This window comes from Geminicoccus sp., assembly GCF_036263595.1.
Taxonomy (GTDB): domain Bacteria; phylum Pseudomonadota; class Alphaproteobacteria; order Geminicoccales; family Geminicoccaceae; genus Geminicoccus.
Window position 1 is genome coordinate 1 of the sequence record NZ_DATAGQ010000104.1, and the last position, 24,482, is coordinate 24,482.

General features: G+C 65.4%; 25 protein-coding genes. 12 read left to right on the forward strand and 13 right to left on the reverse strand.

Annotated features, from left to right (window positions below):
• Both VHL31_RS09225 and VHL31_RS09230 read right to left on the reverse strand, forming a co-directional pair.
• The coding region (locus VHL31_RS09225; protein ID WP_329660913.1) for a helix-turn-helix domain-containing protein at positions 1–247 on the reverse strand (247 nt) is incomplete at its 3' end.
• The gene (locus VHL31_RS09230; RefSeq protein WP_329660914.1) at positions 244–702 is read right to left on the reverse strand and encodes a cupin domain-containing protein; all 459 of its coding nucleotides are present in this window, start codon (positions 700–702) and stop codon (positions 244–246) included. The genes VHL31_RS09230 and VHL31_RS09225, both read right to left, overlap by 4 nt.
• 181 nt (positions 703–883) lie before the next feature.
• Between VHL31_RS09230 and VHL31_RS09235 the strand changes: the two genes are divergently transcribed.
• On the forward strand, positions 884–1,546 hold the full coding sequence (locus tag VHL31_RS09235) for a fumarylacetoacetate hydrolase family protein (RefSeq protein WP_329660915.1): 663 nt from the start codon (positions 884–886) through the stop codon (positions 1,544–1,546).
• Positions 1,547–1,683: 137 nt separating this feature from the next.
• On the opposite strand, the gene VHL31_RS26915 is transcribed toward VHL31_RS09235, so the two are convergent.
• Positions 1,684–1,824: a DUF1127 domain-containing protein gene (locus VHL31_RS26915; protein WP_414653684.1), complete on the reverse strand. Its 141-nt coding sequence runs from the start codon at positions 1,822–1,824 to the stop codon at positions 1,684–1,686.
• A gap of 351 nt (positions 1,825–2,175) precedes the next feature.
• On the opposite strand from VHL31_RS26915, the gene VHL31_RS09245 reads away from it, so the two are divergent.
• A complete protein-coding gene (locus VHL31_RS09245) occupies positions 2,176–3,066 on the forward strand; it encodes an alpha/beta hydrolase (RefSeq protein WP_329660917.1) in 891 nt (296 codons plus the stop codon).
• Here VHL31_RS09245 and VHL31_RS09250 read toward each other — a convergent pair.
• The 3 genes from VHL31_RS09250 to mobB all read right to left on the reverse strand — a co-directional run bounded on the left by VHL31_RS09250 (position 3,051) and on the right by mobB (position 5,787).
• Positions 3,051–3,917 (reverse strand): VOC family protein, encoded by an 867-nt coding sequence (locus VHL31_RS09250; RefSeq protein WP_329660918.1) that lies wholly within the window; start codon positions 3,915–3,917, stop codon positions 3,051–3,053. The two genes, VHL31_RS09245 and VHL31_RS09250, sit on opposite strands and share 16 nt — an antisense overlap.
• A 95-nt stretch (positions 3,918–4,012) precedes the next feature.
• A complete protein-coding gene (locus VHL31_RS09255) occupies positions 4,013–5,284 on the reverse strand; it encodes a molybdopterin molybdotransferase MoeA (RefSeq protein ID WP_329660919.1) in 1,272 nt (423 codons plus the stop codon).
• Entirely contained in the window at positions 5,281–5,787 is a 507-nt protein-coding gene (gene mobB / locus VHL31_RS09260) for a molybdopterin-guanine dinucleotide biosynthesis protein B (protein ID WP_349262401.1), read from the reverse strand. The genes VHL31_RS09255 and mobB overlap by 4 nt, the downstream gene beginning before the upstream one ends.
• An 87-nt stretch (positions 5,788–5,874) precedes the next feature.
• On the opposite strand from mobB, the gene VHL31_RS09265 reads away from it, so the two are divergent.
• Positions 5,875–6,102 (forward strand): sulfurtransferase TusA family protein, encoded by a 228-nt coding sequence (locus VHL31_RS09265; RefSeq protein ID WP_329660921.1) that lies wholly within the window; start codon positions 5,875–5,877, stop codon positions 6,100–6,102.
• On the opposite strand, the gene VHL31_RS09270 is transcribed toward VHL31_RS09265, so the two are convergent.
• A complete protein-coding gene (locus VHL31_RS09270; protein WP_329660922.1) occupies positions 6,103–7,062 on the reverse strand; it encodes a GlxA family transcriptional regulator in 960 nt (319 codons plus the stop codon).
• 89 nt (positions 7,063–7,151) lie between these two features.
• Here VHL31_RS09270 and VHL31_RS09275 point away from each other — a divergent pair, with 89 nt between their 5' ends.
• Genes VHL31_RS09275 through VHL31_RS09295 form a run of 5 tightly spaced genes read left to right on the forward strand, consistent with a single transcriptional unit; the run spans position 7,152 to position 13,499 of the window.
• Positions 7,152–8,033, forward strand: a complete 882-nt coding sequence (locus VHL31_RS09275) for a 3-keto-5-aminohexanoate cleavage protein (RefSeq protein ID WP_329660923.1) — start codon at positions 7,152–7,154, stop codon at positions 8,031–8,033.
• A 12-nt stretch (positions 8,034–8,045) separates the two neighbouring features.
• Positions 8,046–9,530 (forward strand): L-carnitine dehydrogenase, encoded by a 1,485-nt coding sequence (locus VHL31_RS09280; RefSeq protein ID WP_329660924.1) that lies wholly within the window; start codon positions 8,046–8,048, stop codon positions 9,528–9,530.
• Between the two features lie 2 nt (positions 9,531–9,532).
• A complete protein-coding gene (locus VHL31_RS09285; RefSeq protein WP_329660925.1) occupies positions 9,533–10,693 on the forward strand; it encodes an acyl-CoA dehydrogenase family protein in 1,161 nt (386 codons plus the stop codon).
• The gene (locus tag VHL31_RS09290; RefSeq protein WP_329660926.1) at positions 10,690–12,717 is read left to right on the forward strand and encodes an acetate--CoA ligase family protein; all 2,028 of its coding nucleotides are present in this window, start codon (positions 10,690–10,692) and stop codon (positions 12,715–12,717) included. Before VHL31_RS09285 ends, VHL31_RS09290 begins: the two co-directional genes overlap by 4 nt.
• Complete coding sequence (locus VHL31_RS09295; protein WP_329660927.1) at positions 12,717–13,499, forward strand: enoyl-CoA hydratase-related protein; 783 nt, start codon at positions 12,717–12,719, stop codon at positions 13,497–13,499. Before VHL31_RS09290 ends, VHL31_RS09295 begins: the two co-directional genes overlap by 1 nt.
• 103 nt (positions 13,500–13,602) lie before the next feature.
• Here VHL31_RS09295 and VHL31_RS09300 read toward each other — a convergent pair whose 3' ends face one another.
• The gene (locus VHL31_RS09300) at positions 13,603–14,859 is read right to left on the reverse strand and encodes a hypothetical protein (RefSeq protein ID WP_329660928.1); all 1,257 of its coding nucleotides are present in this window, start codon (positions 14,857–14,859) and stop codon (positions 13,603–13,605) included.
• A 455-nt stretch (positions 14,860–15,314) separates the two neighbouring features.
• Here VHL31_RS09300 and VHL31_RS09305 point away from each other — a divergent pair, with 455 nt between their 5' ends.
• From VHL31_RS09305 to VHL31_RS09320, 4 genes are read left to right on the forward strand one after another with little or no spacing between them, the layout of a single operon-like run.
• Positions 15,315–16,313, forward strand: a complete 999-nt coding sequence (locus VHL31_RS09305; protein ID WP_329660929.1) for an ABC transporter ATP-binding protein — start codon at positions 15,315–15,317, stop codon at positions 16,311–16,313.
• 30 nt (positions 16,314–16,343) lie between these two features.
• Complete coding sequence (locus VHL31_RS09310) at positions 16,344–17,645, forward strand: PotD/PotF family extracellular solute-binding protein (RefSeq protein WP_329660930.1); 1,302 nt, start codon at positions 16,344–16,346, stop codon at positions 17,643–17,645.
• 4 nt (positions 17,646–17,649) lie between these two features.
• Positions 17,650–18,576, forward strand: a complete 927-nt coding sequence (locus VHL31_RS09315) for an ABC transporter permease (protein WP_329660931.1) — start codon at positions 17,650–17,652, stop codon at positions 18,574–18,576.
• Positions 18,577–18,579: 3 nt separating this feature from the next.
• On the forward strand, positions 18,580–19,425 hold the full coding sequence (locus tag VHL31_RS09320) for an ABC transporter permease (protein WP_329660932.1): 846 nt from the start codon (positions 18,580–18,582) through the stop codon (positions 19,423–19,425).
• A 9-nt stretch (positions 19,426–19,434) separates the two neighbouring features.
• Here the strand turns inward: VHL31_RS09320 and ypfJ are convergent, their stop codons facing one another.
• From ypfJ to VHL31_RS09345, 5 genes are read right to left on the reverse strand one after another with little or no spacing between them, the layout of a single operon-like run.
• Entirely contained in the window at positions 19,435–20,304 is an 870-nt protein-coding gene (gene ypfJ / locus VHL31_RS09325; protein ID WP_329660933.1) for a KPN_02809 family neutral zinc metallopeptidase, read from the reverse strand.
• 17 nt (positions 20,305–20,321) lie between these two features.
• On the reverse strand, positions 20,322–21,146 hold the full coding sequence (locus VHL31_RS09330; RefSeq protein WP_329660934.1) for an ABC transporter permease: 825 nt from the start codon (positions 21,144–21,146) through the stop codon (positions 20,322–20,324).
• On the reverse strand, positions 21,143–21,988 hold the full coding sequence (locus tag VHL31_RS09335) for an ABC transporter permease (protein WP_329660935.1): 846 nt from the start codon (positions 21,986–21,988) through the stop codon (positions 21,143–21,145). Before VHL31_RS09335 ends, VHL31_RS09330 begins: the two co-directional genes overlap by 4 nt.
• Before the next feature lie 4 nt (positions 21,989–21,992).
• Complete coding sequence (locus tag VHL31_RS09340) at positions 21,993–23,126, reverse strand: spermidine/putrescine ABC transporter substrate-binding protein (RefSeq protein ID WP_329660936.1); 1,134 nt, start codon at positions 23,124–23,126, stop codon at positions 21,993–21,995.
• Between the two features lie 16 nt (positions 23,127–23,142).
• On the reverse strand, positions 23,143–24,147 hold the full coding sequence (locus VHL31_RS09345) for an ABC transporter ATP-binding protein (RefSeq protein WP_414653686.1): 1,005 nt from the start codon (positions 24,145–24,147) through the stop codon (positions 23,143–23,145).
• Between the last annotated feature and the right edge of the window lie 335 nt (positions 24,148–24,482).

Sequence of the window (24,482 nt, forward strand, 5' to 3'; positions counted from 1 at the left end):
CCAGGTGCAGGTTCAAGCGGCTCCAGACGATCTCCAGCAGCCGGCTCCTGTTGGCGGCGTACCGGTAGAGCGTACGCTCCGGCAGGTCGGCCTCGGCCGCTACCGCCGCAAAGGTGAGCCCGTCAATGCCGTGGCTCTGGATGACGGCGATGGCCGCATCACCGATCTGGTCGATGACGGCTTGCCGGCGCTGGGCGCGACGTCCGACAGGCAACGCCTCGCACGTGCGCTGGTCCGCTCCCGTCATTCGGCTTCTTCGCCAGGGACGATCTCGACTCCATGGCGGGCGCAGATCGCCATGACGAGGGCAGGATCAGGTGGCATCATGACGACTTGGTCCGCCAGATCCCGAAAGAAGGTCTCGGAGCCACCTGGGGAGATTAGTGCCAGAAAACGCGTACCTGGCGTCGAGGCACGATAGGTGTGCAGGCTGAAGGAAGGCAATCGCACCAGCGTGCCGGGCTCAGCCACCAGCCAGCGCTGACCGTCGAACAGTTCGAGCCTGCCCGCGGTCACAAGGAAAAGTTCCTCCCAGACATGACGATGCGGGGGAGGCCCCATCGGGCCGTCGGTCCTGATTTCGAATAGGCTCCAAGGTTGCCCGGGTCCTCCGCCGAGGTGACGTACGTCGTCGCCCAGCACCCGCCACGGAATGACATCGTCAAGGCGCGCGACACCAACGGCAGCAGGTTCATTCCACATGCAGGAACCTCATCATGGCAGTAAAACTGCCAGTTTCTTAGAAGATGGCAGTATCACTGTCAATATATGCCAGTGGGTTGGTGTTAGCGGCTGGCAGGGCTAATCCTTGGGGTGTCGGATCCGCGGTGGCCATGATCGCCGGGTGGCACGGCACGCCAAGGATGTCTCCAGGGATCGCTCGATGAACCATCTTCCTTTCGCAACCGGTGGCGCTCTCGAGGTACGCCGGGTCTTCTGCGTCGGCCGCAACTATGCGGAGCATGCCAAGGAGATGGGACATGATGCCCGCGAGCCGCCCTTCTTCTTCGCCAAGTCGGCCGAGGCGCTCACGCTGGGGCCGGAGGTTCCCTATCCGCCGATGACCAGCGATCTTCATCACGAGGTGGAGCTAGTCGTGGCGATCGGACGGGATGGCGCGGACATCGCGGTCGATGCCGCACGCTCGCACATCGCAGGCTATGCGGTGGGGATCGACCTGACGCGCCGCGACCTGCAGGCGGTCGCCAAGAAGCAGGCGCGGCCATGGACGCTGGCCAAGTCATGGATCGGCGCTGCACCGATCGGCACGCTGCACGCACCAAGCGAGATCGGCCATCCGCGCCGTGGCAGGATTGAATTGAAGGTCAACGGTGCTGTCCGCCAGTCGGGCGATCTGGCCGACATGATCTGGAGCGTGGACGAGATCGTCGCCGAACTCTCCCGCTATGACCGGCTACTGACCGGCGATCTGATCATGACCGGGACGCCTGCGGGCGTTGCCGCGCTGGTGGCTGGCGACCAAGTGGAAGTCGCCATTGAAGCTGTCGGACAGGCGAGGTTCGTGATCGGGCCGGCCAGCAGCTAGCCGTCCGGTGCCGGCCTTGCAGCCAACGCAGCAAGGCCGAAGGGCCTCTCGGCACCTTCAGCCTGCTGCTGGTGTGGCCAGGATGATGGATTATCCCTGGCCAGGATGCGTGCAGCTGTTGTCAGCGCTGCAAGGCGTCAGCGGCTGGCCGCCTTCGTCGCCACGGTCTCGATGTCGGAACGGATGACCCCGATGTCATTGAGCTCACGGTCGGAAAGACGCGAAAGCTCGTTCATGGTCTGACGATACAGCCACCAGCGCTTCACGGTCTCAAACAGACCCTCGGACGCACGCGCCGACGTCGCGTTGCGCAGCTGCCAGGAGGCCACGGCCGTGGTCGCCAGAACGCTGTAAGGGTTGATGAACTCGATCGACATGGCTGGATACTACTTCATCGTTGGCAGCCCGCGATCGCCGACTCCTTGTCGGTGTCTGACGGTGCTGCATCTCTCGTGACGGTATATGGCGCGCGCTTGGGCAGCCGGAACCGCCATTTGTGCAATGCAGTATGGAAACTGCTGCATGGTGGATGGAGATTTTTTCATGGAAATGAGGCGCCGCCACCGGTGGACAATGGCGGATCGGAATCGCCGGATGGACTGCCTTCAGGACAGCTCGAGGTACCGCTCATGATCGCAGGTTTTCCGGTGCGCCGTGTCCGCGGTTCAGGTGCGGAACTGCATGTCGCCATGGGTGGAGGAGGCCCGCCTCTGCTCCTCCTCCATGGTTATCCGCAGACCCACATGATGTGGCATCGGGTGGCTCCGGTCCTGGCACGGCATTTCACGGTCATCTGCCCCGATCTGCGAGGCTATGGAGCGTCGGAATGCCCCCCAAGCGATGACGATCATCGCGCCTACAGCAAGCGCGCCATGGCGGCAGACCTGGTGGCGGTGATGCAGGAACTGGGTTTCAGCCGGTTCGCAGCCGCTGGCCACGACCGTGGCGGCCGTGTGCTGCACCGATTGTGCCTCGATCATCCGGACTTGGTCTCGTCTGCCGCCGTTCTCGACATCGTCCCGACCCGCACCGTCTTCGAGGCGACCGACCAGGCGCTGGCAACCGGCTACTACCACTGGTTCTTCCTGATCCAGTCGCCGCCGCTGCCAGAGCGCATGATCTCGGCCGATCCCGAGTTCTGGGTCACCAGCAAGCTCAGCCGCTGGTCGGGGAGCGGCCTTGCGGCCTTCGCGCCGGAGGCTGTCGACGCCTATGTCGCGGCGTTTCGCGAGGCTGCGGTCGTTCATGGTTCCTGCGAGGATTATCGTGCGGCCGCCACGATCGACCTCGATGATGACCGCGCGGATGATTCGCAGCGGATCCGTTGCCCGCTCCTCGTCCTTTGGGGCGAGCGTGGGTTAATGCACCGTCACTTCGATGTGCCTGCGACCTGGCAGGAAAAGGCGGCGGGGCCAGTCAGTAGCGAGCTGCTTCCCTGCGGCCATTTTCTCCCGGAGGAGCAGCCCGAGCTTACCGCTGCCGCTCTGTTATCGTTCTTCCTGCGTCACCGAACCGGCTGATCCTCGACGAACTCCACCACTGCACCACCGGCCTGCATCGGCCCTACCCAGATCGAGTTGTTCGGCGAGCGGAGATGGGGCACGCGGTTCGAGGCCAGGATGTCCCGCGCGGCTTCCAGGTCGCGGACACGAATGCCAAGGGCGGCCGGGAAAGGTGCACCTGTTGCGGCTGCACCGGGATAGCGACGGGTCAGGCCCACCGGATCGGTAATGGATAATCGCCCCCGCTTCAGCTTGAGCACAGGACCGACCGGATTGCCGATCAGCCTGCCGAGGCGCTGGCGGCTGCGCCTGGGGTCGTTCGACGCGATGACGATGAACGAGAGGGCGATGGCAGTATTGGGATGCTCCATGGCCCCCGACTGCCACAGGACATCTGGCGTACGGTGTTCGACAAGGACGAGATCCGCCTCAGGCCACTCCTGCCCCTCCAGATGGGCCATCCGGAACAGGGCCAGCTCTGTTCCTTCGCCGACTGGCCATGCACGCCTGACGGACACGGGAGGTTCCAGGCCCACAAGGCGCCCGGCCAGCGCGCTGTATGTCTGGGCCAGATCGTTCGTTCCGAGGGCGACCAGATGGATACCTTCGCGCTGCTCCGCCCGGGACGCGACACCGCGGCCATAGGCAGTATCGCTGGAGGCGCTGATCAACTCCAGGTAGCTGTCCTGGAACATGGCGCACCGGCTGGACGTTCCCCAGACGACCGTGGGGCCGCCAGGCTCCAACTGTCCCTCGTGGACAGACCGTCTTGTCAGGCGAAAACCCAACCGCTCGAAGGCTTCCGCTGCCAGATCAAGGCGTCGCACCAGGAGGGCGGCATGATCCAGGGTCAGCTCGTCTCGATGCATGGTGTTGCCCTGCCGGAAACGGCGGCACCTTCCGCCGGAAGGCCATCACCTCAAGATGACTGCCGGCGCATGCTCCCGTCAAGGCACGTCATCAACTAACAGTTGAGACCCAGGGCCTGCCAGCTCAGGTATGGGACTGGTTCGCCTGGCAGGATGCTGCCGTCGCCAGCCTCGATCTCCGCCACGCCGTCGGCCTCGAGCAGGGTGGTGAGCAGGCCGGAACCCTCGCGGGCGACCGGGTGGAGCACTGGGTGGGCGTCATCGGATTGCGACAGGCGGCACCGGATCAGTTCCGTCCGGTGCGACCGGCGTTCCAGCCTGGTGCCCGTCCGGATTTCCTGGCGGGCCGGCAGATGCCAGCCGGCGCCGGCACGGCCCAGCAGCAGCGGCCGGGCGAAGCGGAGGAAGGCAAGCGCTGCCGCGACGGGATTGCCCGGCAGGGCGATGAAGACCGTGGTGCTGTTCGCTCCCATGGCCAGGGGCCGGCCCGGGCGAAGTGCCACCCGCCAGAAATCCAGCCAGCCCCGCTCGGCCAGCTGCGATGCCACATGGTCCTCGTCGCCGCGCGACGCTCCGCCAGTGCTCAGCACCACATCGACATCCGCCTGACCGTCCAGAAGGGCAGCGACGCTCGCCCGGTCGTCGCGTACGATGCCGCAGTCCACGAGGTCGACCGGCAGGTCCCGGAGCATGGCGGCGAGCAGCGGGCGGTTCGCGTCGTAGACGCGGCCTTCCTGCCACGGATCCCCGACACGAAGGAGTTCGTCTCCTGTCGAGAACAAGGCGACCCGCAGGCGCCGGTACACGACCAGCTGGTCCAGACCAAGTGACGCTGCGACTGCTATGTGCCTCGGGTCCAGGCGGGTTCCGGCCGTGATCAGCCGGGCTCCGGCGGCCACATCCTCCGCCTTCAACCTGCGATTGGCGCCATGGACCAGGCCGGCAAGCACATGGACATGGTCCTCCTCGACCCTGCATCGTTCGATGGGAGCGACGGTGTCGGTACCATCGGGCAGAGGCGCGCCGGTCAGGATCCTGACCGCATGGCCGGCCGGCACATGGTGCGGAAAGCCATGGCCAGCAGCGCTGCGGCCAGGCTCGAGGACGAGCCTGCCGCCATCGGCCATGGCTGGTGCCCAGGCGAACGCCAGACCATCGACGCCGGCATTGTCGAAAGCCGGCACCGGTCGCTGCGCGACCACGTCCGTGGCCAGGATCCGGCCCAGCGCCTGCTCGAGACGAACCGGCTCGCACTCTTCCACCGGGGTTGCACGCTTCTCGAAATGACCGAGCGCAGCCTGGTAGCTGACCGGCTCTGCAATTGCGTCGCCACGTGGCGGCGCCCCATGACCAGGTGAGCCGCTCACGCACGCGTATCCAGCTCGACCGAGCGCAGGACGATGGCGGTGGCGACCTCGATGTCGTTCAGGTCGAACACCGGCACCGGACAGTCGGGGATCGGCTCGTCCGATGCGACCGCCACGATCGATCGGTCTTCATGGGCCAGGAGCGGCGTGCCGCGCTCTTTTCGATGCACCTCGATCTTGGGGTGGGCATGACGCTTGAACCCTTCCACGATCACGAGGTCCACCGCCGCCAGCTTGCCGAGCAGCTCGGAAAGCTCCGGCTCGGGTTCGTCGCGCAGTTCATGCACCAGCATCCAGCGGCGGGACGTGGCCAGCAGCACCTCGGTAGCGCCGGCCTCGCGATGCCGAAAGCTGTCTTTGCCGGGCTGGTCGACGTCGCACTCATGATGGGCATGCTTGATCGTCGATACGGACAGCCCCTGCCTGGTCAGATGCTCCACCAGCCGGACCAGCAGCGTGGTCTTGCCGTTGTTCTTCCAGCCGACGATCCCGAAGACACGCATCATTCGCCTCTGGCCCTGTCTCAGGCCCAGGGGGTAGCACCACTGCGCCAGATCAGCGAGAAGGTGCAGATGGGCGTTGGGAAGGAAATGAGAGTCGTTGACGCCAGGCACCTGGCTTGCCCGCTGCCTGTCCTGAAGGCGCGCAAGGCCTTGATGGCGATGGAACCAGGAGATCGGCTCGAGGTCCTGGCCACCGATCCGGCGGCCAAGCGCGACTTTCCGGAGTTTGCCCAGTCGAACGGTCACCTGCTGGTGGCCGTCGATGAGGAGCCAGGGGGCGTGTTCCGCTTCATCCTGCAGCGCAGCGGCGGTTGATCAGCGGCTGCGGGCGGCACTGGGTGCTGTCCCGAAATGCCGGCGGAAGCTGCGCCCGAAGTGCTCGAGGCTCGCAAACCCGCAGTCGAACGCGATGTCCCGGACCGGCAGGTCGCTGGCGGCCAGGCGCTGGCGGGCCTTGTTCAGGCGCAGCTGCAGGATGAAGCGATGCGGGCTGGTGCCGATCTCACGCCGGAACAGGCTGGTCAGGCTGCGTACCGGCAGCCCAGTGAAGTCTGCCATCGAGGTCAATGACCAGGTGGAAGCGGGATCCCGTTCCATCTCAGCGACCAGGGCCCTCAGGCGGCGGTCCCGCACACCCAGCCTGGCAGCCAGTTCGGGCCGCTGCGGAACATCGCCGGCCCGCAAAGCCCCTGACACCAGCTGTTCGGCGACCGACCGCGCGATGGTCTCGCCATGCCGTCGTCCGATCAGGAAGAGCATCATGTCGAACGACGAGGTGCCGCCGGCGCTGGTGAACCTATCGCGGTCGATCTGGTAGAGCTTCGGGCTCAGCTCCACCTTCGGGAACGCGGCAGCGAAGGCGGGGGCTGCCTCCCAATGGAGCGTGATCCGATAGCCGTCCAGGAGACCGGCCGCCGCCAGCGGCCAGGCACCGGTGTCGGCGGCGCCCAGGGCCACGCCATGGCGAGCCAGGCGGCGCAGCGTCGCCATCGTGGATCCGACCAGATGCCGCTCGGGCTCGAAGCTCGCGACCACGATCAGCGAGCTGACGTCCAGGCCTGCACCGAATGGCTGATGGGCCACGACCGACAGGCCGTTGCTGGCCTCGACCGGCCGACCATCCAGGCTGAACACCCGCCACCGGTAGAGCTCCCTGCCGGCCATCCGGTTCGCCACGCGCAGCGGCTCGACGGCCGAGGTGAACGCCATCATCGAGAAGCGGTCGAGCAGCAGGAAGCCGATGGGATCCGGTGACGATCGGTTCGTGGCGAGCATGCCCGGATGATCAGATAGCCTGCCGAATTCGTCAAACACGGGGTGCAGCGGCATGCCATCCTCATGGGAACGGACAAGAGGATGCCGGCATGAACAGGGATGTGATCGTCAGCTGCGCGGTGACGGGAGCAGGTGATACCGTCGGCAAGCACCCGGCCATCCCCATCACGCCGGAACAGATCGCCCAGGCCTGCATCCAGGCCGCGAAGGCCGGAGCCGCCATTGCCCATGTCCATGTCCGAGACCCGCAGACCGGCAAGGCTGCCCGTGCCCTTCATCTTTACCGTGAGGTCGTGGAACGCGTGCGCGCGTCCGGGGTCGACGTCGTCCTGAACCTCACGGCCGGCATGGGCGGCGACTTCGTGCCCGATCCGGCCGAGCCGTGGCGGGGCGGGCCCGGCACCGACATGGCATCCGTGGAGGACCGGCTGAGCCACGTGGTCGAGTTGCGCCCGGAGATCTGCACGCTCGACTGCGGCTCCATGAACTATGCCCAGTCGGCCTATGTCAGCACGCCCGATCAGCTCCGGCAGATGGCCAAGATCATCAAGGACGTGGGTGTCCGCCCGGAGATCGAAGTCTTCGAGCTCGGCCATGTCTGGATGGCGAACACGCTGATCGAGGAAGGCCTGATCGAGACACCGGCCATGTTCCAGCTCTGCATGGGCATCCCCTTCGGGGCGCCGGCCGACATCCGGGCGATGACGGCGATGCGTGACCTGCTGCATCCCGGCTCCAGCTTCGCTGCTTTCGGGATCGGCCGGATGCAGCTGCCGATGGTGGCGCAGGCCATGCTGCTTGGCGGCAATGTGCGGGTCGGGCTGGAGGACAATATCTGGCTCGACAAGGGCATCCACGCCTCGAACGAGAGCCTGGTGACCCGGGCCTGCGAAGTCATCCGGCTGCTGGGAGGCCGAGTGCTGGGCCCGGCCGAGGCCCGCGAGAAGCTCCGCCTGACCAAGCAGCGCTGAAGGATCCGCCCCATGACCATCCGTACCGTGGGCCTGGTCGGCACCGGCGTGATCGGCTCCGGCTGGGCGGCACGCTGCCTGTTCCGCGGGCTGGACGTCATCGCCAGCGATCCCTCGCCAGGGGCAGAGCAACTGCTGCGGGCGAACATCGAGAACGCCTGGCCTTCCATGGCCAAGCTGACCCAGGCGCCATTGCCGGCACCGGGCAGGCTGACCTTCACCGACAGCCTGGAGGAGGTGGCCGGCGTCGCGGACTTCGTCCAGGAATCTGCGCCGGAGCGCATCGAGCTCAAGCAGAAGCTCTTCCAGGCGATGGACAGGGTGGCGCGGCCAGACGTGATCCTGGCTTCGTCGTCCTCCGGGCTGTTGCCGACAGAGATCCAGGCAGGGCTGGCCCATCCCGAGCGGATGGTGATCGGCCATCCCTTCAACCCGGTCTACCTCCTGCCGCTCTGCGAGGTGCTGGGCGGCCAGCGGACGGACCCGGCCGTCGTCGACCGGGCCATGGCCTTCTACACCTCGATCGGCATGCATGCCCTCAAGGTGCGCAAGGAGGTCGAAGGCTATATCTCCGACCGCCTGCAGGAAGCGCTCTGGCGGGAAGCCCTGCACATGGTGAACGATGGTGTCGCGTCCACCGACGAGATCGACGCCGCCATCGCCTATGGGCCGGGGTTGCGCTGGTCCTTCTGGGGTACTTGCCTGATCTTCCACCTGGCGGGTGGCGAAGGTGGCATGCGGGCGATGCTGGAGATGTTCGGGCCGGCACTCGAATGGCCCTGGACGAAGCTGAAGGCGCCGACGCTTACGAAGGAACTGATCGAGCGGATGGTCGAGGGCTGCGAAGCCCAGGCGGCCGGGCGGTCGATCAAGGAGCTGGAGCGTGAGCGGGACGCTGCCCTGGTGGACGTGATCCGGGCCCTCCACCCCCACAAGATCGGTGCTGGCGCCACGCTGGCAGCCGACGAGGCACGGCTGTACGGCAAGATCGAGTATGCGCGCTGGGCTCCGGGTGCGGAGGTGGCGGCACCGCTGGAGCTTTATCGCGGCAGCGTCAGCCCGGCCTGGGTGGACTATAACGGCCACATGTCGGAGGGCTCCTATCTGTGGGCGTTCGGCGACGCCTCGGATGCCCTGTTCCGCTATATCGGGATCGACGAGGACTACCGTGCAGCGGGGAACAGCTTCTACACGGTCGAAAGCCACATCAACTATCTGAGAGAGGTCGGTACCGGCGACCGGCTGCGCTACACGACCCGGGTGCTCGACCTCGACGAGAAGCGCCTGCATCTGTTCCACGAGATGTACCACGACCAGACCGGCGAACTGCTGGCGACGACGGAGCAGATGCTGCTTCACGTGGATAGCAGGGCACAGCGGGCGGCCCCTATCCGCCCGCATGTCGTCGAAGCACTGTCAGCCATTGCCGCCGTCCACCGGCTGCTGCCCCGGCCGGACCAGGCCGGCCGGACAATCGGCATCCGGCGAAAGGGCTGACCATGAATTTCGGACTCTCCAGCGAGCAGGAGATGCTCGTCGAGACGGCCCGCACCTTCGTCGAACGGGAGCTCTACCCCTACGAGCAGGAAGTGGAGCAGACGCGGGCGGTACGGCCGGACCTGGTGCGGCAGGTGATCGCCCGGGCCCTGGAAACCGGGCTCTATGCCGCGAACATGCCGGAGGACCTGGGTGGCGGCGGGCTGGATACTGTTTCCATGTGCCTGGTCGACCGGGAACTGGGCCGCGCGTCCTATGCATTGCACTACCTCGTGGCGCGCCCCTCCAACATCCTGCAGGCCTGCGTGGGCGACCAGCGGGAGCGTTATCTTTTCCCCGCCATCCGCGGCGAGAAGGTCGACTGCCTGGCCATGACGGAGCCGGAAGCTGGCTCGGACGTCCGGTCGATGCGCTGCACCGCGCGGCAGGATGGCGGCGACTGGGTGATCGACGGCGAGAAGCACTTCATCAGCCATGCCGACCTCGCCGATTTCGTGATCCTGTTCGCCGCCTCCGGCGAGGAGGACACGCCGCGGGGCCGCAAGAAGCGGATCACGTCGTTTCTGATCGACAAGGGTACCCCAGGTTTCGAGGTGCTGCCGGGCTACGTGTCGGTCAGCCATCGCGGCTACCACAACTGCCGCCTGCGCTTCGAGAACTGCAGGGTTCCGGCCGGGCAGCTGCTGGGCGAGCCGCACCGCGGGTTCGAGGTCGCGAACGACTGGCTGGGTGCCACGCGGCTGCAGGTGGCCGCGACCTGTCTCGGCCGGTCCCACCGGGCCCTGGATCTCGCGACCGAGTGGGCTGCCCAGCGCCGGCAGTTCGGCCAGCAGATCGGCAAGTTCCAGGGCATCGGCTTCAAGCTGGCCGACATGAAGACCATGCTGCAGCAGGCGGAACTGCTGACCCTGTGGGCAGCCTGGCGCCATGACCAGAAAGCGATGCGGGACGAGGATGCGGCCATGGCGAAGCTCGCGGCCAGCGAGGCGCTGGGCAGGATCGCGGACGAGGCCCTGCAGATCTTCGGCGGCATGGGCCTGATGGAGGACCTGCCGCTGGAGCGGATCTGGCGTGACGCCCGGGTCGAGAGGATCTGGGAAGGCACGTCGGAGATCCAGCGGCACATCATCAGTCGCGCCATGCTCCGGCCGCTCGGCGCATGAGAGCGCTCGACCGCCTGCTGGCGCCAAGCTCGGTAGCGGTCATCGCCGGGCGCTACGCCATGCCGGCGATCGGCCAGCTGCGCCGGATCGGCTATGCAGGGGCGATCCATGTGGTCTCACCCACGCGGTCCGAGATCGGCGGGATTCAAACGGTTCCTCAGGTGGCCGACCTGCCGGACGGCATTGATGCGGCCTTCGTCGCGGTGCCGGCACCGGCCTGTCCGGGCCTGGTGGCGACATTGCAGGCCAAGGGGTGCGGTGGCGTCGTCTGCTTCAGCTCGGAGTTCGCCGAGGCAGGGGAGCGTGACCTTCAGGCCGAACTGGTCCGCTCGGCTGGAGCCATGCCCCTGCTCGGACCCAACTGCCACGGCCTCATCAACGGCCTGAACCGGGTGGCGCTGTGGCCGGACGAGCATGGGGTGGAGCATCTCGACCGGGGCGTGGCGATCCTCAGCCAGAGCGGCAACATCGCGATCAACTTCACGATGCAGCAGCGCTCGGTGCCGATCGGCTTGGTCGTGAGCCTGGGCAATCAGGCACAACTCGGCGCCACCCCGTTCCTGCGCCATCTGGCGAGGAACCCAAAGGTCTCCGCAATTGGCCTTCATCTGGAAGGCGTCGACGATCCCGCTGCCTTTGCCGAGGCAGCGCTGGAGGTCCAGGCCGCCGGCAAGCCGGTCGTCGTGCTGAAGACCGGCCGGTCGCATGCCGGTGCCAGGGCCACCGTCACCCATACCAGCACGCTGGCCGGGTCATCCAGGGTCCATGATGCCTTCTTCGGGCGGCTCGGGATCGCGCAGGCATCATCGATTGCAGGATTTCTGGAAACGTTGAAATTTCTGCATGTTCATGGCCGTCGGCCAGGGAGGAGGATCTGTTCGCTTTCTTGCAGCGGGGGAGAAGCGGCGCTGGTCGCCGATCTCGCCGAAGCCCAGGGGCTCGAGCTGCCCCGCCTGAGCGCGGCACGATCGGCTGTGGTAGCGGCGTCGCTGGACCATCGGGTCGTTCCAGATAACCCGATGGATTACCATACGTTCATCTGGGGCAGCGGACAGCGGCTGACGGCGACATTTTCCGCTTACTTGGCGGAAAATTTTGACACCTCTCTGCTTGTGCTAGATTATCCGACCCGTGCGGCGTCTGATCTGTCCTCCTGGGACATTACGCTGGAATCCTGGATCGCCGCGGCCAAATCGGTGGGCTGTGCCGCCGCCGTCGTTGCGACACTGCCGGAATGCTTCCCGGACGATCGTCGACGACGATCGATGGAGGCCGGCATCGTTCCGCTCCAAGGAATCGCGGAGGCGATCGAGGCCATCGCAGCCGCGTCGCTTCCGCCGCCCGTTGGAAAACCGGTCCGCGTACTGCCCCAGTCGAAGCCTGGTCCGGTTCGGCAGCTCGACGAAGCGGCCGCCAAGTCGATGCTGGCCCGGGCAGGTCTGGCTGTTCCGGCGGGCAGGCTGGCGGTGGCCAAGGAGGCTGCCTCGGTAGCTGTCGAGCTCGGCTGGCCGGTCGTCGTGAAGACCGCCAACCCGGTCATCGCGCACAAGTCGGACGTCGGTGGCGTCGCAGTGGGGCTGGAGAGCGAAGACAGCGTGAGCGCCGCTGCCATGAGCATGGCTCATCTGGGTGATCGCGTGCTGGTGGAACGAATGATCGTCGGCACCGTCGCCGAGATGATCGTGGGAGTCGCGCGCGATCCGCAGTTCGGGCCGGTGCTCGTCATCGGGGCGGGGGGCGTGCTGGCGGAACTGATGGACGACAGCGCAACGCTGCTCTTCCCGGTCGAGCGTGCCGACGTGGAGAAGGCCCTGGAAGGCTTGCGGGTCGCGCGCCTTCTGAAGGGCTACCGAGGCAGGCCACCGGGTGACCGGATTGCGCTCGTGGAGGCCGTGCTGGCCATCGCTGCCTTCGTCGAGGACCATGTCGACTGCGTGGTGGAACTGGATGTCAATCCGCTGCTCGTTCTGCCGCAAGGGCAGGGCGTGGTTGCGGCGGATGTGCTGCTGAGGATGGTGGACTGATGACCGAGCCGATCCGGGTCGAGGTGGACGGGCCCGTTCTCACGGTGACGATCGACCGGCCCAAGGCGAACGCGATCGACGCTGCCACGAGCCGTGCCATGGGCCGGGTGTTCGCCGGCTTCAGGGACGATCCCGATCTGCGGGTGGCCATCCTGACCGGAGCTGGCGACCGCTTCTTCTCGGCAGGCTGGGACCTGTCGGCTGCCGCCGCCGGCGAAGCGCCGGACAGCGACTACGGGAAAGGGGGATTTGGAGGCATCGCGCGCCTGCCGGGGCTTCGCAAGCCGGTGATCGCCGCGGTCAACGGCATGGCGGTCGGTGGCGGCTTCGAGCTTGCCCTGGCCTGCCATCTGGTGGTGGCCGTCGACGAGGCAATGTTCTGGTTGCCGGAGACGAAGGTGGGCGTGATCGCCGATGCCGCCTGCCTCCGTCTTCCCGGACGGTTGCCCCAGGCGCGCGCGATGGAACTTCTGCTGACCGGCAAGAAGCTCGATGCATCGGAGGCATGTGCCTGGGGACTTGTGAACCGGGTCGTAGCTCGGGGCGAACTGCTCGCGACAGCGCGTGCCATTGCCAGCGACATCATTGCGGGCGCGCCGCTTGCCGTGGCTTCGGTGCTGGAGATCGTGCAGGCGACCGATGGCCTGTCGCTGGAGCAGGCCTATGCGCTGCTGGATGATGACAAGCTGCCGGTCTACCGGACGATGCTGCGCTCGGAGGATGCACAGGAGGGGCCGGCAGCATTCGCGGCAAAACGGGAGCCGGCCTGGAAGGGGCGTTGAATAGCCCTCGAGTCCGCCGCGTTCATCTGTACGGCTCGGCAAGCGGTGTGTGAAAGGCATGAGGGCCCCTCGGCAAGGAGAGACCCTCGTCTTCTGAGACCTCCTACTCGTCGCAGGCGTTCGACTGCGGTACGTCCGTGTACTTGGCCGCAAACTGCCGGGTGAAGGGCCACCAGGGCTTGGTCTTGTCCCAGGTATCCCAACCCTTGGACTGGAAGGCGACGGATCCCCAGATCGCCATGCCGTCGGCCAGGTTGTAGATATACCTCATCTGCAGGTCCCAGTAGTTGACGGGCAGGTAGGTAGTCCCGATGCCGATCGCGGTGTTGTGGTACTGCGGCCAGATGAAGGCGATGACCGGCTTTCCGTACTTCCTGGCTTCGGCGATGTTCGTCCGCGCGAACTCCAGCCAGTCTTCCCGCTTCTCCGCCGGCGTGTAGAGCGAGGGGAACACGACGTCGACTTCGGCGGCCAGCCGTTTCATCGTCTCGTTCTGCTGCAGCCAGTTGGACCAGCGGCCCGGCCGAGATTCCCTGGTCGTTGGCGCCAGATAATCGCGGATCGGGACCAGCATGTAGTACCCGAACTGCATCGTCGTGTTGCCGGCCGCCCTTACCCCCTGCTTCAGCGTCCGGATGACCGTGATGAGCTTGTCCATCTCGGCGATGGGGTCCCAGTGCTCGATGTCGATCACGACATATTTCGGGTTCCGCTTTAGCAGGGACGGGATCACCTTCGTCTGCAGCAAGCTGATGTTGGGAACAGCCTTGGAAGCGGTCCCGAACAGCTCTTCTTCATACAGGATCTTCAGCTCTTCGCTCAGCCCACAGTTCGCGTAGGTCGGCATCTCCTTAAAGCGGAAGCCACGGTAGATCTTGAAGCCAGGCTTTTTGGTAACGACGATGTCCTTACTGACATCGTCCGGATTAAACTTTGCAGCGACCGCCCGGGCGTAAGCATCCACGTACGCGTCGGTGACCCTGTTCTTGTCACGGTAGTAGACGTATTCTGCCGCCTTTGCTGCGCTGTACTGCGCCTGCACCTTCATGATGGTGAGATTGTATCTCCAGCCCTCGTTGCGGATCTCGACATTGCCGAGAATGGGATCGACGGCCGGTGGCGGTGGCGGTGGCGGTGGCGGTGGTGACGGCGGAGGGCTCGACGTTCCGAACTTCTCGGCAACGGCTGCGGCGTAAGCAACGATGTACTCGTCCGTCACCCGAAGCTTCGTGAGATAATACTGGTATTGCTGCGCCTTGAAGGCGCTCGTCTTCGCCTGTTCGCGCATGATGGTGAGGTTGTAGCGCCAGCCCTCCTGGGCGATCACGACATTGCCGAGATCGACAGCTGCCAAAGTCACCGATGGAACAGCCACCGTTAATGCTGCGCTGGCAAGCATCGTCGCTGCCAGAAGCGCTATGGATCTAGCACGCACCATGATCCCCCCGCGGATCCTGCTGGTTTGATCCATTCCGAGCGATGATAGAGCTCCGTCTGAACTTGCGTACCCGCAGTTCTGTTGTGCCGAGAGCCAGTTTCTCTATCGTTTGTCCGGTAACAGATAGTAAAAACACGCTACATCGCTGCGCGGATGTATGGAACGATGTGGTTGCGGCGCTACCTTGAGATGACGAAATGTTCATCTTATCGGGGGGGCCAAACCTTACATGTTCAAAAGATTTCTATAAATTCAGATTTGGTACCCTGCCTCGTTCTTGCGTACGGCTGGGCTGCCCCAAGCCGCTTTCGTCATTTCTCTGGGACTCCTGGCATCCGTTTTGCTTACTTTGATGGCAGGCTCGAAGGAGATGTCCGGTGGCAAATTACGCCGTCGAGTTGATCAGCGTTACGAAGGCCTATGGGGCGACCCTGGCCGTCGAGCAGATCGACCTGCAGGTCCCGGCGGGTGCCTATTGCTGCCTGCTGGGTCCATCCGGTTGCGGGAAGACCACGACCTTGCGGATGATCGCCGGCCACGAGCGGATCACCCGCGGCGATATCCTGATCCACGACAAGGTCGTGAACACGCTGCCGCCATCCGCGCGGGGGACGGCGATGATGTTTCAGTCCTATGCGCTGTTCCCCCATCTGACGGTTTTGGACAACGTGGCGTTCCCGCTCCGCATGCGAGGTATCGATAAGCCGGAACGGCATCGTTCGGCTGCCGCCATGCTCGAGCGGGTCCACATGGCCTCTTATGCGGAACGGATGCCGGCCCAACTCTCGGGCGGCCAGCAGCAGCGTGTGGCGTTGGCCCGGGCGCTGGTGACCAACCCCAGGGTCCTGCTGCTCGACGAGCCGCTCTCGGCACTGGATCCGTTCCTGCGCGGTCGCGTGCGTGAGGAACTCAAGCGATTGCAGGCCGAGTTGGGCCTGACTTTCGTGCACGTGACGCACAGCCAGGACGAGGCGATGGCGCTGTCCGATCTTGTCGTCGTCATGAACAACGGCCGGATCGCGCAGGCCGACACGCCGGCCAATGTCTTCAACCGTCCGTCGGATGCCTTCGTCGCCGGATTCATCGGCGGCCACGTCGTCCTGCCAGGCAGCGTCGTCGGGGAGCCGGTGCCTGTGGCGGTCCGCTCGGACCGGATCGTGCTCGGCGCCTCACCCCAGGCCGAGCATGCCCTGCCGGCACGGGTCAGGAGCATCGAGTTTCTGGGCGACCGTGTGGATGTGCGGCTGGTCGGGCCAGGAGCCGCCGACATCACCGCGTCGGTGCCCGACAATGTTTTCAACGCGCAACCAGTCGGCATCGGTGCGGAGGTCGTCGCGGCCTTTCACACCCAGGACATGCACCGTCTGGCTCATTGAACCTGATCGAACCGAGGAAGAGGGAATACGATGGCGACCACATTTTGGCGGCTTTTCGATCGCAGCGGCGGTGCCAGCCGGCGCGACTTCCTGAAATCCGCGACCACTTTGGCGGGCGGTGCGGCGGCGGCGTCGACGCTGGGAGCACCCTATGTGCACGCCCAGGAGCCGATCACGCTGCGTTATGCTGGCACGGGCGTGAACGCGTTCAAGGAACTTGCCGACAAGTGCAAGGAAGATACCGGCATCACCATCCAGTACACGACGCTCACCTCCGATGACGTCGTGAAGCGGGCGGTGACGCAGCCCAGCAGCTTCGACATGCTCGATTCCGAGTACTGGATGCTCAAGAAGATCATCCCGTCCGGCAACCTGCGCGGCATGGACGTCAAGAAGGTCAAGGAATACGACAAGATCGTTCCGATCTTCACCAAGGGCCAGCTGCCGGACGGCAGCCAGACCACGCGCGTCGGCATTGCGCCGATCAAGGTGAGCTACCTGCCCGAGGCGGAAAGTACCGAGTTCGTGGAAGAGCCGACCGGCTTCATGACCTTGATTCCGACCGTCTACAACGCGGACACGCTGGGCATCCGACCGGACCTGATCGGCCGTCCGATCGAGAGCTGGGCCGAACTGGTCAATCCCGAGTTCAAGGGCAAGGCTTCGATCCTGAACGTGCCGGCGATCGGAATCATGGATGCAGGGCAGGTGGCCCAGGCCGTCGGCATCGTGAAGTATGGCGACATGGGCAACATGACGAAGCAGGAGATCGACAAGACGATCGCCTTCCTGATCGAGACCAAGAAGGCCGGCCAGTTCCGCGGCCTGTGGAAGGAGTTCAACGAGAGCGTCAACTGGATGGCGTCGGGCGAGACCGTGATCCAGTCGATGTGGTCGCCGGCCATCACCAAGGTGCGCCAGCAGGGCATCCCATGTGTGTACCAGCCGCTCAAGGAGGGCTATCGCGCCTGGGCGGCCGGCCTCGGCATCCCGACCCATGTCGAGGGACGGACGCTGGATGCATGCTACGAGTTCGTGAACTGGTTCCTGTCGGGGTGGGCCGGCGCGTTCTTGAACCGCCAAGGCTACTACACGGCTGTGCTCGATACCGCGAAGGAGAACATGACCGCGGACGAATGGGGCTATTGGATGGAAGGCAAGCCTTGTGTCGAAGCCATCAAGTCGCCCACGGGCGAGGAACTGGCCAAGCCCGGCGAGATCCGCGACGGTGGCTCCTTCTACGAGCGCATGGGCAACGTCACCGTCTGGAACACTGTGATGGACGAGGATCGTTACATGGTGCGCAAGTGGAACGAGTTCGTGGCGGCCTGATCCCATGAGTGCCCAGCCCATCTCCGTTCCCATCGTGTCCGAAACGGCGGTGCCGGCCGCAGCGGCGAACGCAGCACGGTTCGGAGGTGGGCTGGTGCCCTATCTGCTGGTGGCACCGCTGGCCGCCGTCTTCCTGTTGTTCTTCCTCATCCCGATGCTGCTCGTGATCGTGGTCAGCTTCTTCAACTACGAGAGCTATCAGATCCTGATCCCGGACTTCACGTTCCAAAACTACCTGGACGTGTTCGGGGAGGCGGTGACCTGGCAGACCTACCTCACGACATTCAAGTACTGCCTGATCGTCTGGGTACTGACCTTCGCGATCGGCTTTACCGTCGCTTACTATCTGGCGTTCTACGTTCGCACATTGACCTGGCAGATGGTGCTGTTCCTGGTCTGCACCGTGCCGTTCTGGACCAGCAACGTGATCCGGATGATTTCCTGGATCCCGCTGCTTGGCCGCAATGGTGTCGTGAACGAGACCCTGATGGCGCTGGGGATCGTGGACCAGCCGCAGGAATGGCTGCTCTACTCGGACTTCTCCGTGATCCTGGGCTTCGTGCACCTGTTCACGGTCTTCATGGTGGTCCCGATCTTCAATTCCATGGTGCGCATCGACAAGTCGCTCATTGAGGCGGCACGGGACGGTGGTGCGTCGGAGTGGGCCACGATCAAGCATGTGATCCTCCCGCTCTGCCGCCCGGGCATCGCGATTGGCTCGATCTTCGTGCTCACGATCGTGATGGGCGACTTCGTGACGGTGACCGTGCTGGGCGGCGGCCTCGTCGCCAGCGTCGGCAAGTCGATCGCGACCGAGCTCAACTACCTGCAGTTTCCGCCCGCGGCCGCCAACGCCATGGTGCTCCTGACCATCGTCATCCTGATGATGGTGGGATTGTCGCGCATCGTTGACGTGCGCAAGGAGCTCTGAGCCATGCTGCGCGAGAACAATCCCAGGACGTTCTTCTTCCTGTCGCTCTTCTTCGTGCTGTTCGTGCTTTTCCTCTACGGGCCGACCATCACGATCACCATCCTGTCGTTCCAGGGTCCGACCGGCGGCCTCGTGTTCCCGATGCGCGGCACCAGCCTGCACTGGTTTGGACAGGTGTTCCAGGCGCAGTCGATCGGCGACATCCACGGCAGCTTCTTCCGGTCGATCCAGCTTGGCCTGATCGTCACCGTCCTGACCATGGTGCTGTCCTTCCTGGCCGGCCTCGCGTTCCGCTACCGTTTCAGGGGCTCCGGCTTCCTGTTCTACGTCGTGGTAGCGTCCTTGATCATGCCGTCGGTCGTGGTGAGCCTGGGCATCGGCTCCCTCTTCGAGCTGCTGGGGATCGAGCGCTTCTGGTGGAATGCGGGGCTAGGCGCGCACCTTACCTGGACGCTGCCCTTCGGCCTCCTGATCATGTTCGCGGTGTTCAATCGCTTCGACAAACGGCTGGAGGAGGCTGCCCGCGACCTCGGCGCATCCGGCGTGCAGACGGTCCGCTATGTCATCCTGCCGATCGTGGCCTCGTCCCTGATCGGCGTCGGGCTGTTCGGCTTTACCCTGTCCTATGACGAGCTTGCCCGCAGCTCGCAGGCCATGGGCGCGCTCAACACCCTTCCGCTCGAGCTGCAGGCCATGCAGACGAACGCCACCACGCCGGTCATCTATGCGCTCGGCACGATGACGACGGCCTTGTCGCTGAGCGTGATCGGCGTGTGCCTGGGAACGGTCCTGCTCCTGCAGCGACGGCAGGCCAGGAAGGGCTCGGACGCCGGCAAGGGGACCGTCTGAACCCCGATCCTACTCGAAGGTGTTGCAGGCGGAGACGTCGCCGGTCTGGAGCCCACGGGTGAACCACTCGACACGCTGCTCTGAGCTGCCGTGGGTGAAGCTCTCAGGACTGGCTCGGCGGCCGGCGGCGCGCATGATGCGGTCGTCGCCCACCGAAGCGGCAGCGCCCAGGGCCTCCTCGACGTCGCCTGCCTCCAATACGCCACGCTCGCGGTCGGCATGGCTCGCCCACACGCCGGCAAGGCAGTCGGCCTGCAGCTCGACCCGCACGGACAGGGCATTGGCCGATGCCTGGTCCATCTGGGCCTGGGCTTCGTGGACGCGCGGCAGGATGCCCAGGAGGTTCTGGACGTGGTGGCCGACCTCGTGCGCGATCACATAGGCCTGGGCGAAGTCGCCCGGCGCGCCGAAGCGGGTGGCCAGCTCGTTGAAGAATCCCAGGTCGAGATAGACCTGCTGGTCGCCCGGGCAATAGAACGGGCCGGTGGCGCCCTGCGCATAGCCACAGGCGGACTGGGTGGAGTCGGTGAACAGAACCAGCCGCGGCTCCTGGTAGGCCTGGCCGTCCTGCTGGAAGACCTGGTTCCAGGTATCCTCGGTACTGGCCAGGACCACCCGGCTGAAGTCCGCCAACTGGTCCTCGGCCTGCGAGGTCGGGCGCGGTCCGGCCGATTCGGTCTGCTCGCCACCGCCTTCGATCGCGCCGAGGATCAGGGACGGATCGACACCGAGCGCCCACGACACCACCAGCACCGCGACCAGGCCCAGGCCACCCACGGCGCCACCGACGCGCATCGGACCGCGTCCCATGCCGCCGATCCCGCCAGCACCGCGCCGATCGTCGACGTTCACGCTGCGTCTGCCGCTGCGCCATTCCATGATGTGGCCTCTCTATCCTAGCCTGAGGATCTCGCCGGACGGCTCCGAAGGCGCAAGATGCTCTGCGCCAGGATCATGAGCATCAACGAGATGAACAACACCAACGTTCCGATCGCGTTGATTTCCGGCGTGATGCCGCGGCGGATCGAGCCGAACACGTACATGGGCAGCGTCGTGTCGGACGCGGCGACGAAGAAGGCGACGATGAAGTCGTCGAAGCTGAAGGTGAAGGAGAGGAGGAAGCTGGCCAGGATGGCTGGCGCCAGCAGCGGAAGGGTGACCTGGCGGAAGGTGGCGGTCGGCGATGCGTAGAGGTCGTTGGACGCATCGACCAGGGTCCGGTCCATGGTGGCCAGCCGGGCCCGGATGATCGTCACGACCAGCGCCATCCCGAACAGTCCGTGCGCCAGGATCAGCGAGCCCTTGCCGAGCGACAGGCGTGGCGGTGGCTCAGCGGGCCACCAGGCCACTAGCAGCGGGTTGGCCAGATCGAACAGCGCCACGAGGGCAATGAGGGTGGCGATGCCGATGACGATGCCGGGGACGGTCAGCGCCGCGTAGAGCAGGCCGTCCAGCAGGAGGCGGGAAGTACCCTTCACCCGCTCCAGGCCCAAGGCAGCGGCCGTTCCGGCAAGGGTCGCCAGCATCGCGGACACGAGCGCCACGAACAGGCTGGTGCCGAGCGCGTTCAGCACGAACGGGTTGCCCAAGGCCTTGCCGTACCATTCCGTCGAACAGCAGGCGAAGGTCAGCGCGGAGCGTGAGGTCGTGAAGCTGAAGATCACGATCTGCACGATCGGGCCGTACAGGAACAGGAAGGCCAGAACGGCGTAGATCCTCATGCCGCGGGATCCGCCGGGCCCGAGCGCCGGATGCCCAGGCGCATGGCGACGGTGACGGAGACGAGCATGACGAGCACCAGCGTCGTCGCGATCGCCGCCCCGTATGGCCAGTTGCGGGACTGCAGAAACAGGTCCACCAGCGCGTTGCCCAGGAAGAAGACCTTTCCGCCGCCAAGCAGCTGCGGGATCAGGAACTCGCCCATCAACAGGATGAACACGAGCACGGCACCGGTCACCACACCCGGCAGCGAGAGTGGCAGCGAGACCTGCAGGAAGGTCCGCCAGGGTCCCGCCCCCAGGTCGTGCGATGCCTCCAGGAGGCGACGGTCCAGCTTCTCCAGCGCCACATAGATCGGGAAGACCATCAGCGGCAGATAGCCGTAGACGATGCCGACGGTGACGGCGAAGGGCGTATTGATGAGCCGGATCTCCGGCAGGCCCAGCATGGCCAGCCAGGACGGGATGCCCTTGGAGCCGAGCAGGAAGATCCAGGCATAGATGCGGATCAGCAGGCTCGTCCAGAACGGCACCAGGACGAGGACCAGCAGCAGCGTGCGCCAGCGCTCGGGCGCACTTACGGCCAGCCAGTAGGCCAGCGGATAGGCGGCCAGCAGCGTGATGACCGTACTGAGCGGCGCCAGGGTGAGGGTGTTGAGGAACGCGGTGCTGCGCGCTCCCAGGTTCGCGTACTGGGCCAGTGTCAGGGCGGGCGCGTAGCCGCCCGCAGGCGCACGCTCGCCCAGCGAGAACACCAGCATGACCACGAGCGGCAGGACGAGCAGGAAGAACAGCCAGGCAGAAGCCGGAGCGAGAAGAAACGCGGTGCTCCAGCGCCTGCCCATGGCGTCAGGCCGCCTTGAATCGCGCCATGATCTCGGCCCGGTTCGGATCGGTGAGGGTGGCCGCGGCACCGAACTCGAGCGCCGAGAGCAGATCCGCAGCCGGATAGAGCACCGGATCGTTCACCATCTCCTGCGGCAGGAGCGCCTTCGCCCGCGAGTCGATCGGCGGATAGCCGTGCGCTTCGACTTCCTCGGCATTGATGGCCGGGGTCTGCAGGAAGTCGATAAAGGCGTAGGCGGCCGCCTTGTTCGGCGCCTCCTTGGGAATCGCGAAGAAGTCGCTCCAGATCTCGCCGCCTTCCTTGCCCAGCACGTAGCTGAGTTCCGGCATGTCGCGGCGAAGCTGGGTGGCATCACCGGTCCAGCAGACCGTCATCCATGCATCCTCGGAACGGATCGAGGGCTGGTAGTCGGAGCTGATCGCGAACAGATGCGGCTTGGCGTCGAGCAGCAGCTTCTCGGCGTCGGCCAGTTCCTTCGGGTCGACCGAGTTGAAGCTGTAGCCGAAATATATCAGCGCATTGCCGATGGTGGTCAGCTGGTAGTCGTGCACCATGACCCGGCCGCTGGCCTCGGCCTGCGCCACGTCCCAGAATTCCTTCCAGCTCGTCAGCGGCTTGGTGAGCTTGGCCGTGTTCACCAGGAAGCCGGTGGTGCCCCAGTTCTTCGGCACGGCATACACGACCCCGTCGACGGTGCCTTCCGCCATGAAGCGGGCCTCGTTGGTGGCCGGGTCGAAGTTCGGCAGCTTGGACAGGTCCAGCGGCTCGATCAGGCCCAGCTCTGCATAGGTGCTGATCGTGTAGTTGGTCGGCACGAGGACATCCCAGCCGGTCCCGCCGGCCTGGAGCTTGGCCAGCATCTCCTCGTTGGACCCGAACGCGTTCAGCTGGATCGCCACGCCGGTGTCGGCCGTGAACTGATCGAGGTTGGCCTGGTTGTGGTAGTTCGGCCAGGTGGCGAGGGCCAGCTGGCTGCCGAGGTCGGCGGCATGCGCCGGGCGGCTGCGGAGCCCTGGCATGGCGGTGCCGAGCACGGCCGTGGCCGTGCCGAGGCCGGTCACCCCGAAAAAATGCCGGCGGGAGACGGAGCCCTTCTGCCAGCGGCGCAGCTCATGCAGGAATGCCTTGCGGTCCATGTGTCCGTTCCCCCGATCATGTGCCAGGCGCGAGAATGAGGGCCGCCTGGGGATCCCATTGCAAGGATACTTCATCACCTCGCTCGAAGCCGCCGCGTTCCTGCTCGATCGACTTCGGCACCATGACGAGAAGATCGCCGAAAACACCGGCATCCACCAGATATTCGGAATGCTCGCCCAGGAAGATCCGGTTCGCGACCACGCCGTCCAGCCCGCTGCCGTGGCCGCGGACGAGGCGGATCATCTCCGGGCGGATGGCGAGGACGGCCTCTTGGCCGAGGGGGCTGCTCTCGGCAGGGCGGCGGCCGCCGAACAGGAGGCCCGACACCTCCAAGGCGTCGCCCGCGATCCTGCCCTTCAGGAAGTTGGACTTGCCGACGAAGTCAGCAACCCAGCCATCCACGGGCGCGTCGTAGAGCTCTGTCGGACTGCCGGCCTGCACGATCCGGCCGGCACGCATGATGCAGATCCGGTCGGACATCGACAGCGCCTCCTCCTGGTCGTGGGTGACCAGGACGAAGGTGATGCCGACGTCGCGCTGCAGGTTCTGCAGCTCGATCTGCATGTCACGCCGCAGCTTGCGGTCGAGCGCGGCCAGCGGCTCGTCCAGCAGCAGCACGCGCGGCTTGTTGATGAGGGCACGGGCCAGCGCCACGCGCTGCTGCTGTCCGCCGGACAGCTCGTGCGGCCGACGCCGGCCGTAGCCGGGCAGCCGCACCAGCTCCAGGACCTTGTCGACCTGGCGCGCCAGCACCTTGCGGTCCGGACGCTTGCGGCGCTGGCGCAGGCCGTAGGCGACATTGTCGAACACGGACAGGTGCGGGAACAGGGCGTAGGACTGGAACACCATGTTGACCGGCCGCTGCCAGGGCGGGATGCCCACCATGTTCTCGCCGCCGATCCTGACCTTGCCGGCACTCGGCTGGTCGAAGCCCGCGATCAGGCGCAACGAGGTGGTCTTCCCGCAGCCGGAAGGGCCAAGGAAGGTGAAGAACGACTGGTCCTGGACGATCAGGTCCATGCCGTCGACCGCGCGCACGTCGCCGAAGGTCTTGCTGACCTTGTCGAACGAGACGGCGACGGTGTTGAGGGGCAACGGCAATCTCCAGACTACACTCTAGAAGCCGTTCAAGGAGTGGACGGCTGGACGGGATGGCGTCAAGGCGCCGCCTGATAAGCCAGGGTTTTTCGGGTTCGTTCATGCATTTTTCCGTGCGGGATGCCGATCTCCTTGCGGCCGCAGGTGCAGGGCAATCATCGATCCATCCTAGCATGAACGTAGTCGCGGGATCGCTGCTGAATCTCGCGCCCTCAACGCAAACGGCCGGCCATTGCCGGCCGGCCGTTCCGTTCTCG

Excerpts from the sequence above, each read along its gene's own strand:
- VHL31_RS09230 (WP_329660914.1), bottom strand. The coding sequence starts at position 702 with ATGTGGAATGAACCTGCTGCCGTTGGTGTCGCGCGCCTTGACGATGTC.
- VHL31_RS09235 (WP_329660915.1), top strand. The coding sequence starts at position 884 with ATGAACCATCTTCCTTTCGCAACCGGTGGCGCTCTCGAGGTACGCCGG.
- VHL31_RS09245 (WP_329660917.1), top strand. The coding sequence starts at position 2,176 with ATGATCGCAGGTTTTCCGGTGCGCCGTGTCCGCGGTTCAGGTGCGGAA.
- VHL31_RS09250 (WP_329660918.1), bottom strand. The coding sequence starts at position 3,917 with ATGCATCGAGACGAGCTGACCCTGGATCATGCCGCCCTCCTGGTGCGA.
- mobB (WP_349262401.1), bottom strand. The coding sequence starts at position 5,787 with ATGCGTGTCTTCGGGATCGTCGGCTGGAAGAACAACGGCAAGACCACG.
- VHL31_RS09265 (WP_329660921.1), top strand. The coding sequence starts at position 5,875 with ATGAGAGTCGTTGACGCCAGGCACCTGGCTTGCCCGCTGCCTGTCCTG.
- VHL31_RS09270 (WP_329660922.1), bottom strand. The coding sequence starts at position 7,062 with ATGCTCGCCACGAACCGATCGTCACCGGATCCCATCGGCTTCCTGCTG.
- VHL31_RS09275 (WP_329660923.1), top strand. The coding sequence starts at position 7,152 with ATGAACAGGGATGTGATCGTCAGCTGCGCGGTGACGGGAGCAGGTGAT.
- VHL31_RS09280 (WP_329660924.1), top strand. The coding sequence starts at position 8,046 with ATGACCATCCGTACCGTGGGCCTGGTCGGCACCGGCGTGATCGGCTCC.
- VHL31_RS09285 (WP_329660925.1), top strand. The coding sequence starts at position 9,533 with ATGAATTTCGGACTCTCCAGCGAGCAGGAGATGCTCGTCGAGACGGCC.
- VHL31_RS09290 (WP_329660926.1), top strand. The coding sequence starts at position 10,690 with ATGAGAGCGCTCGACCGCCTGCTGGCGCCAAGCTCGGTAGCGGTCATC.
- VHL31_RS09295 (WP_329660927.1), top strand. The coding sequence starts at position 12,717 with ATGACCGAGCCGATCCGGGTCGAGGTGGACGGGCCCGTTCTCACGGTG.
- VHL31_RS09310 (WP_329660930.1), top strand. The coding sequence starts at position 16,344 with ATGGCGACCACATTTTGGCGGCTTTTCGATCGCAGCGGCGGTGCCAGC.
- VHL31_RS09315 (WP_329660931.1), top strand. The coding sequence starts at position 17,650 with ATGAGTGCCCAGCCCATCTCCGTTCCCATCGTGTCCGAAACGGCGGTG.
- VHL31_RS09320 (WP_329660932.1), top strand. The coding sequence starts at position 18,580 with ATGCTGCGCGAGAACAATCCCAGGACGTTCTTCTTCCTGTCGCTCTTC.
- ypfJ (WP_329660933.1), bottom strand. The coding sequence starts at position 20,304 with ATGGAATGGCGCAGCGGCAGACGCAGCGTGAACGTCGACGATCGGCGC.
- VHL31_RS09330 (WP_329660934.1), bottom strand. The coding sequence starts at position 21,146 with ATGAGGATCTACGCCGTTCTGGCCTTCCTGTTCCTGTACGGCCCGATC.
- VHL31_RS09335 (WP_329660935.1), bottom strand. The coding sequence starts at position 21,988 with ATGGGCAGGCGCTGGAGCACCGCGTTTCTTCTCGCTCCGGCTTCTGCC.
- VHL31_RS09340 (WP_329660936.1), bottom strand. The coding sequence starts at position 23,126 with ATGGACCGCAAGGCATTCCTGCATGAGCTGCGCCGCTGGCAGAAGGGC.
- VHL31_RS09345 (WP_414653686.1), bottom strand. The coding sequence starts at position 24,147 with ATGGACCTGATCGTCCAGGACCAGTCGTTCTTCACCTTCCTTGGCCCT.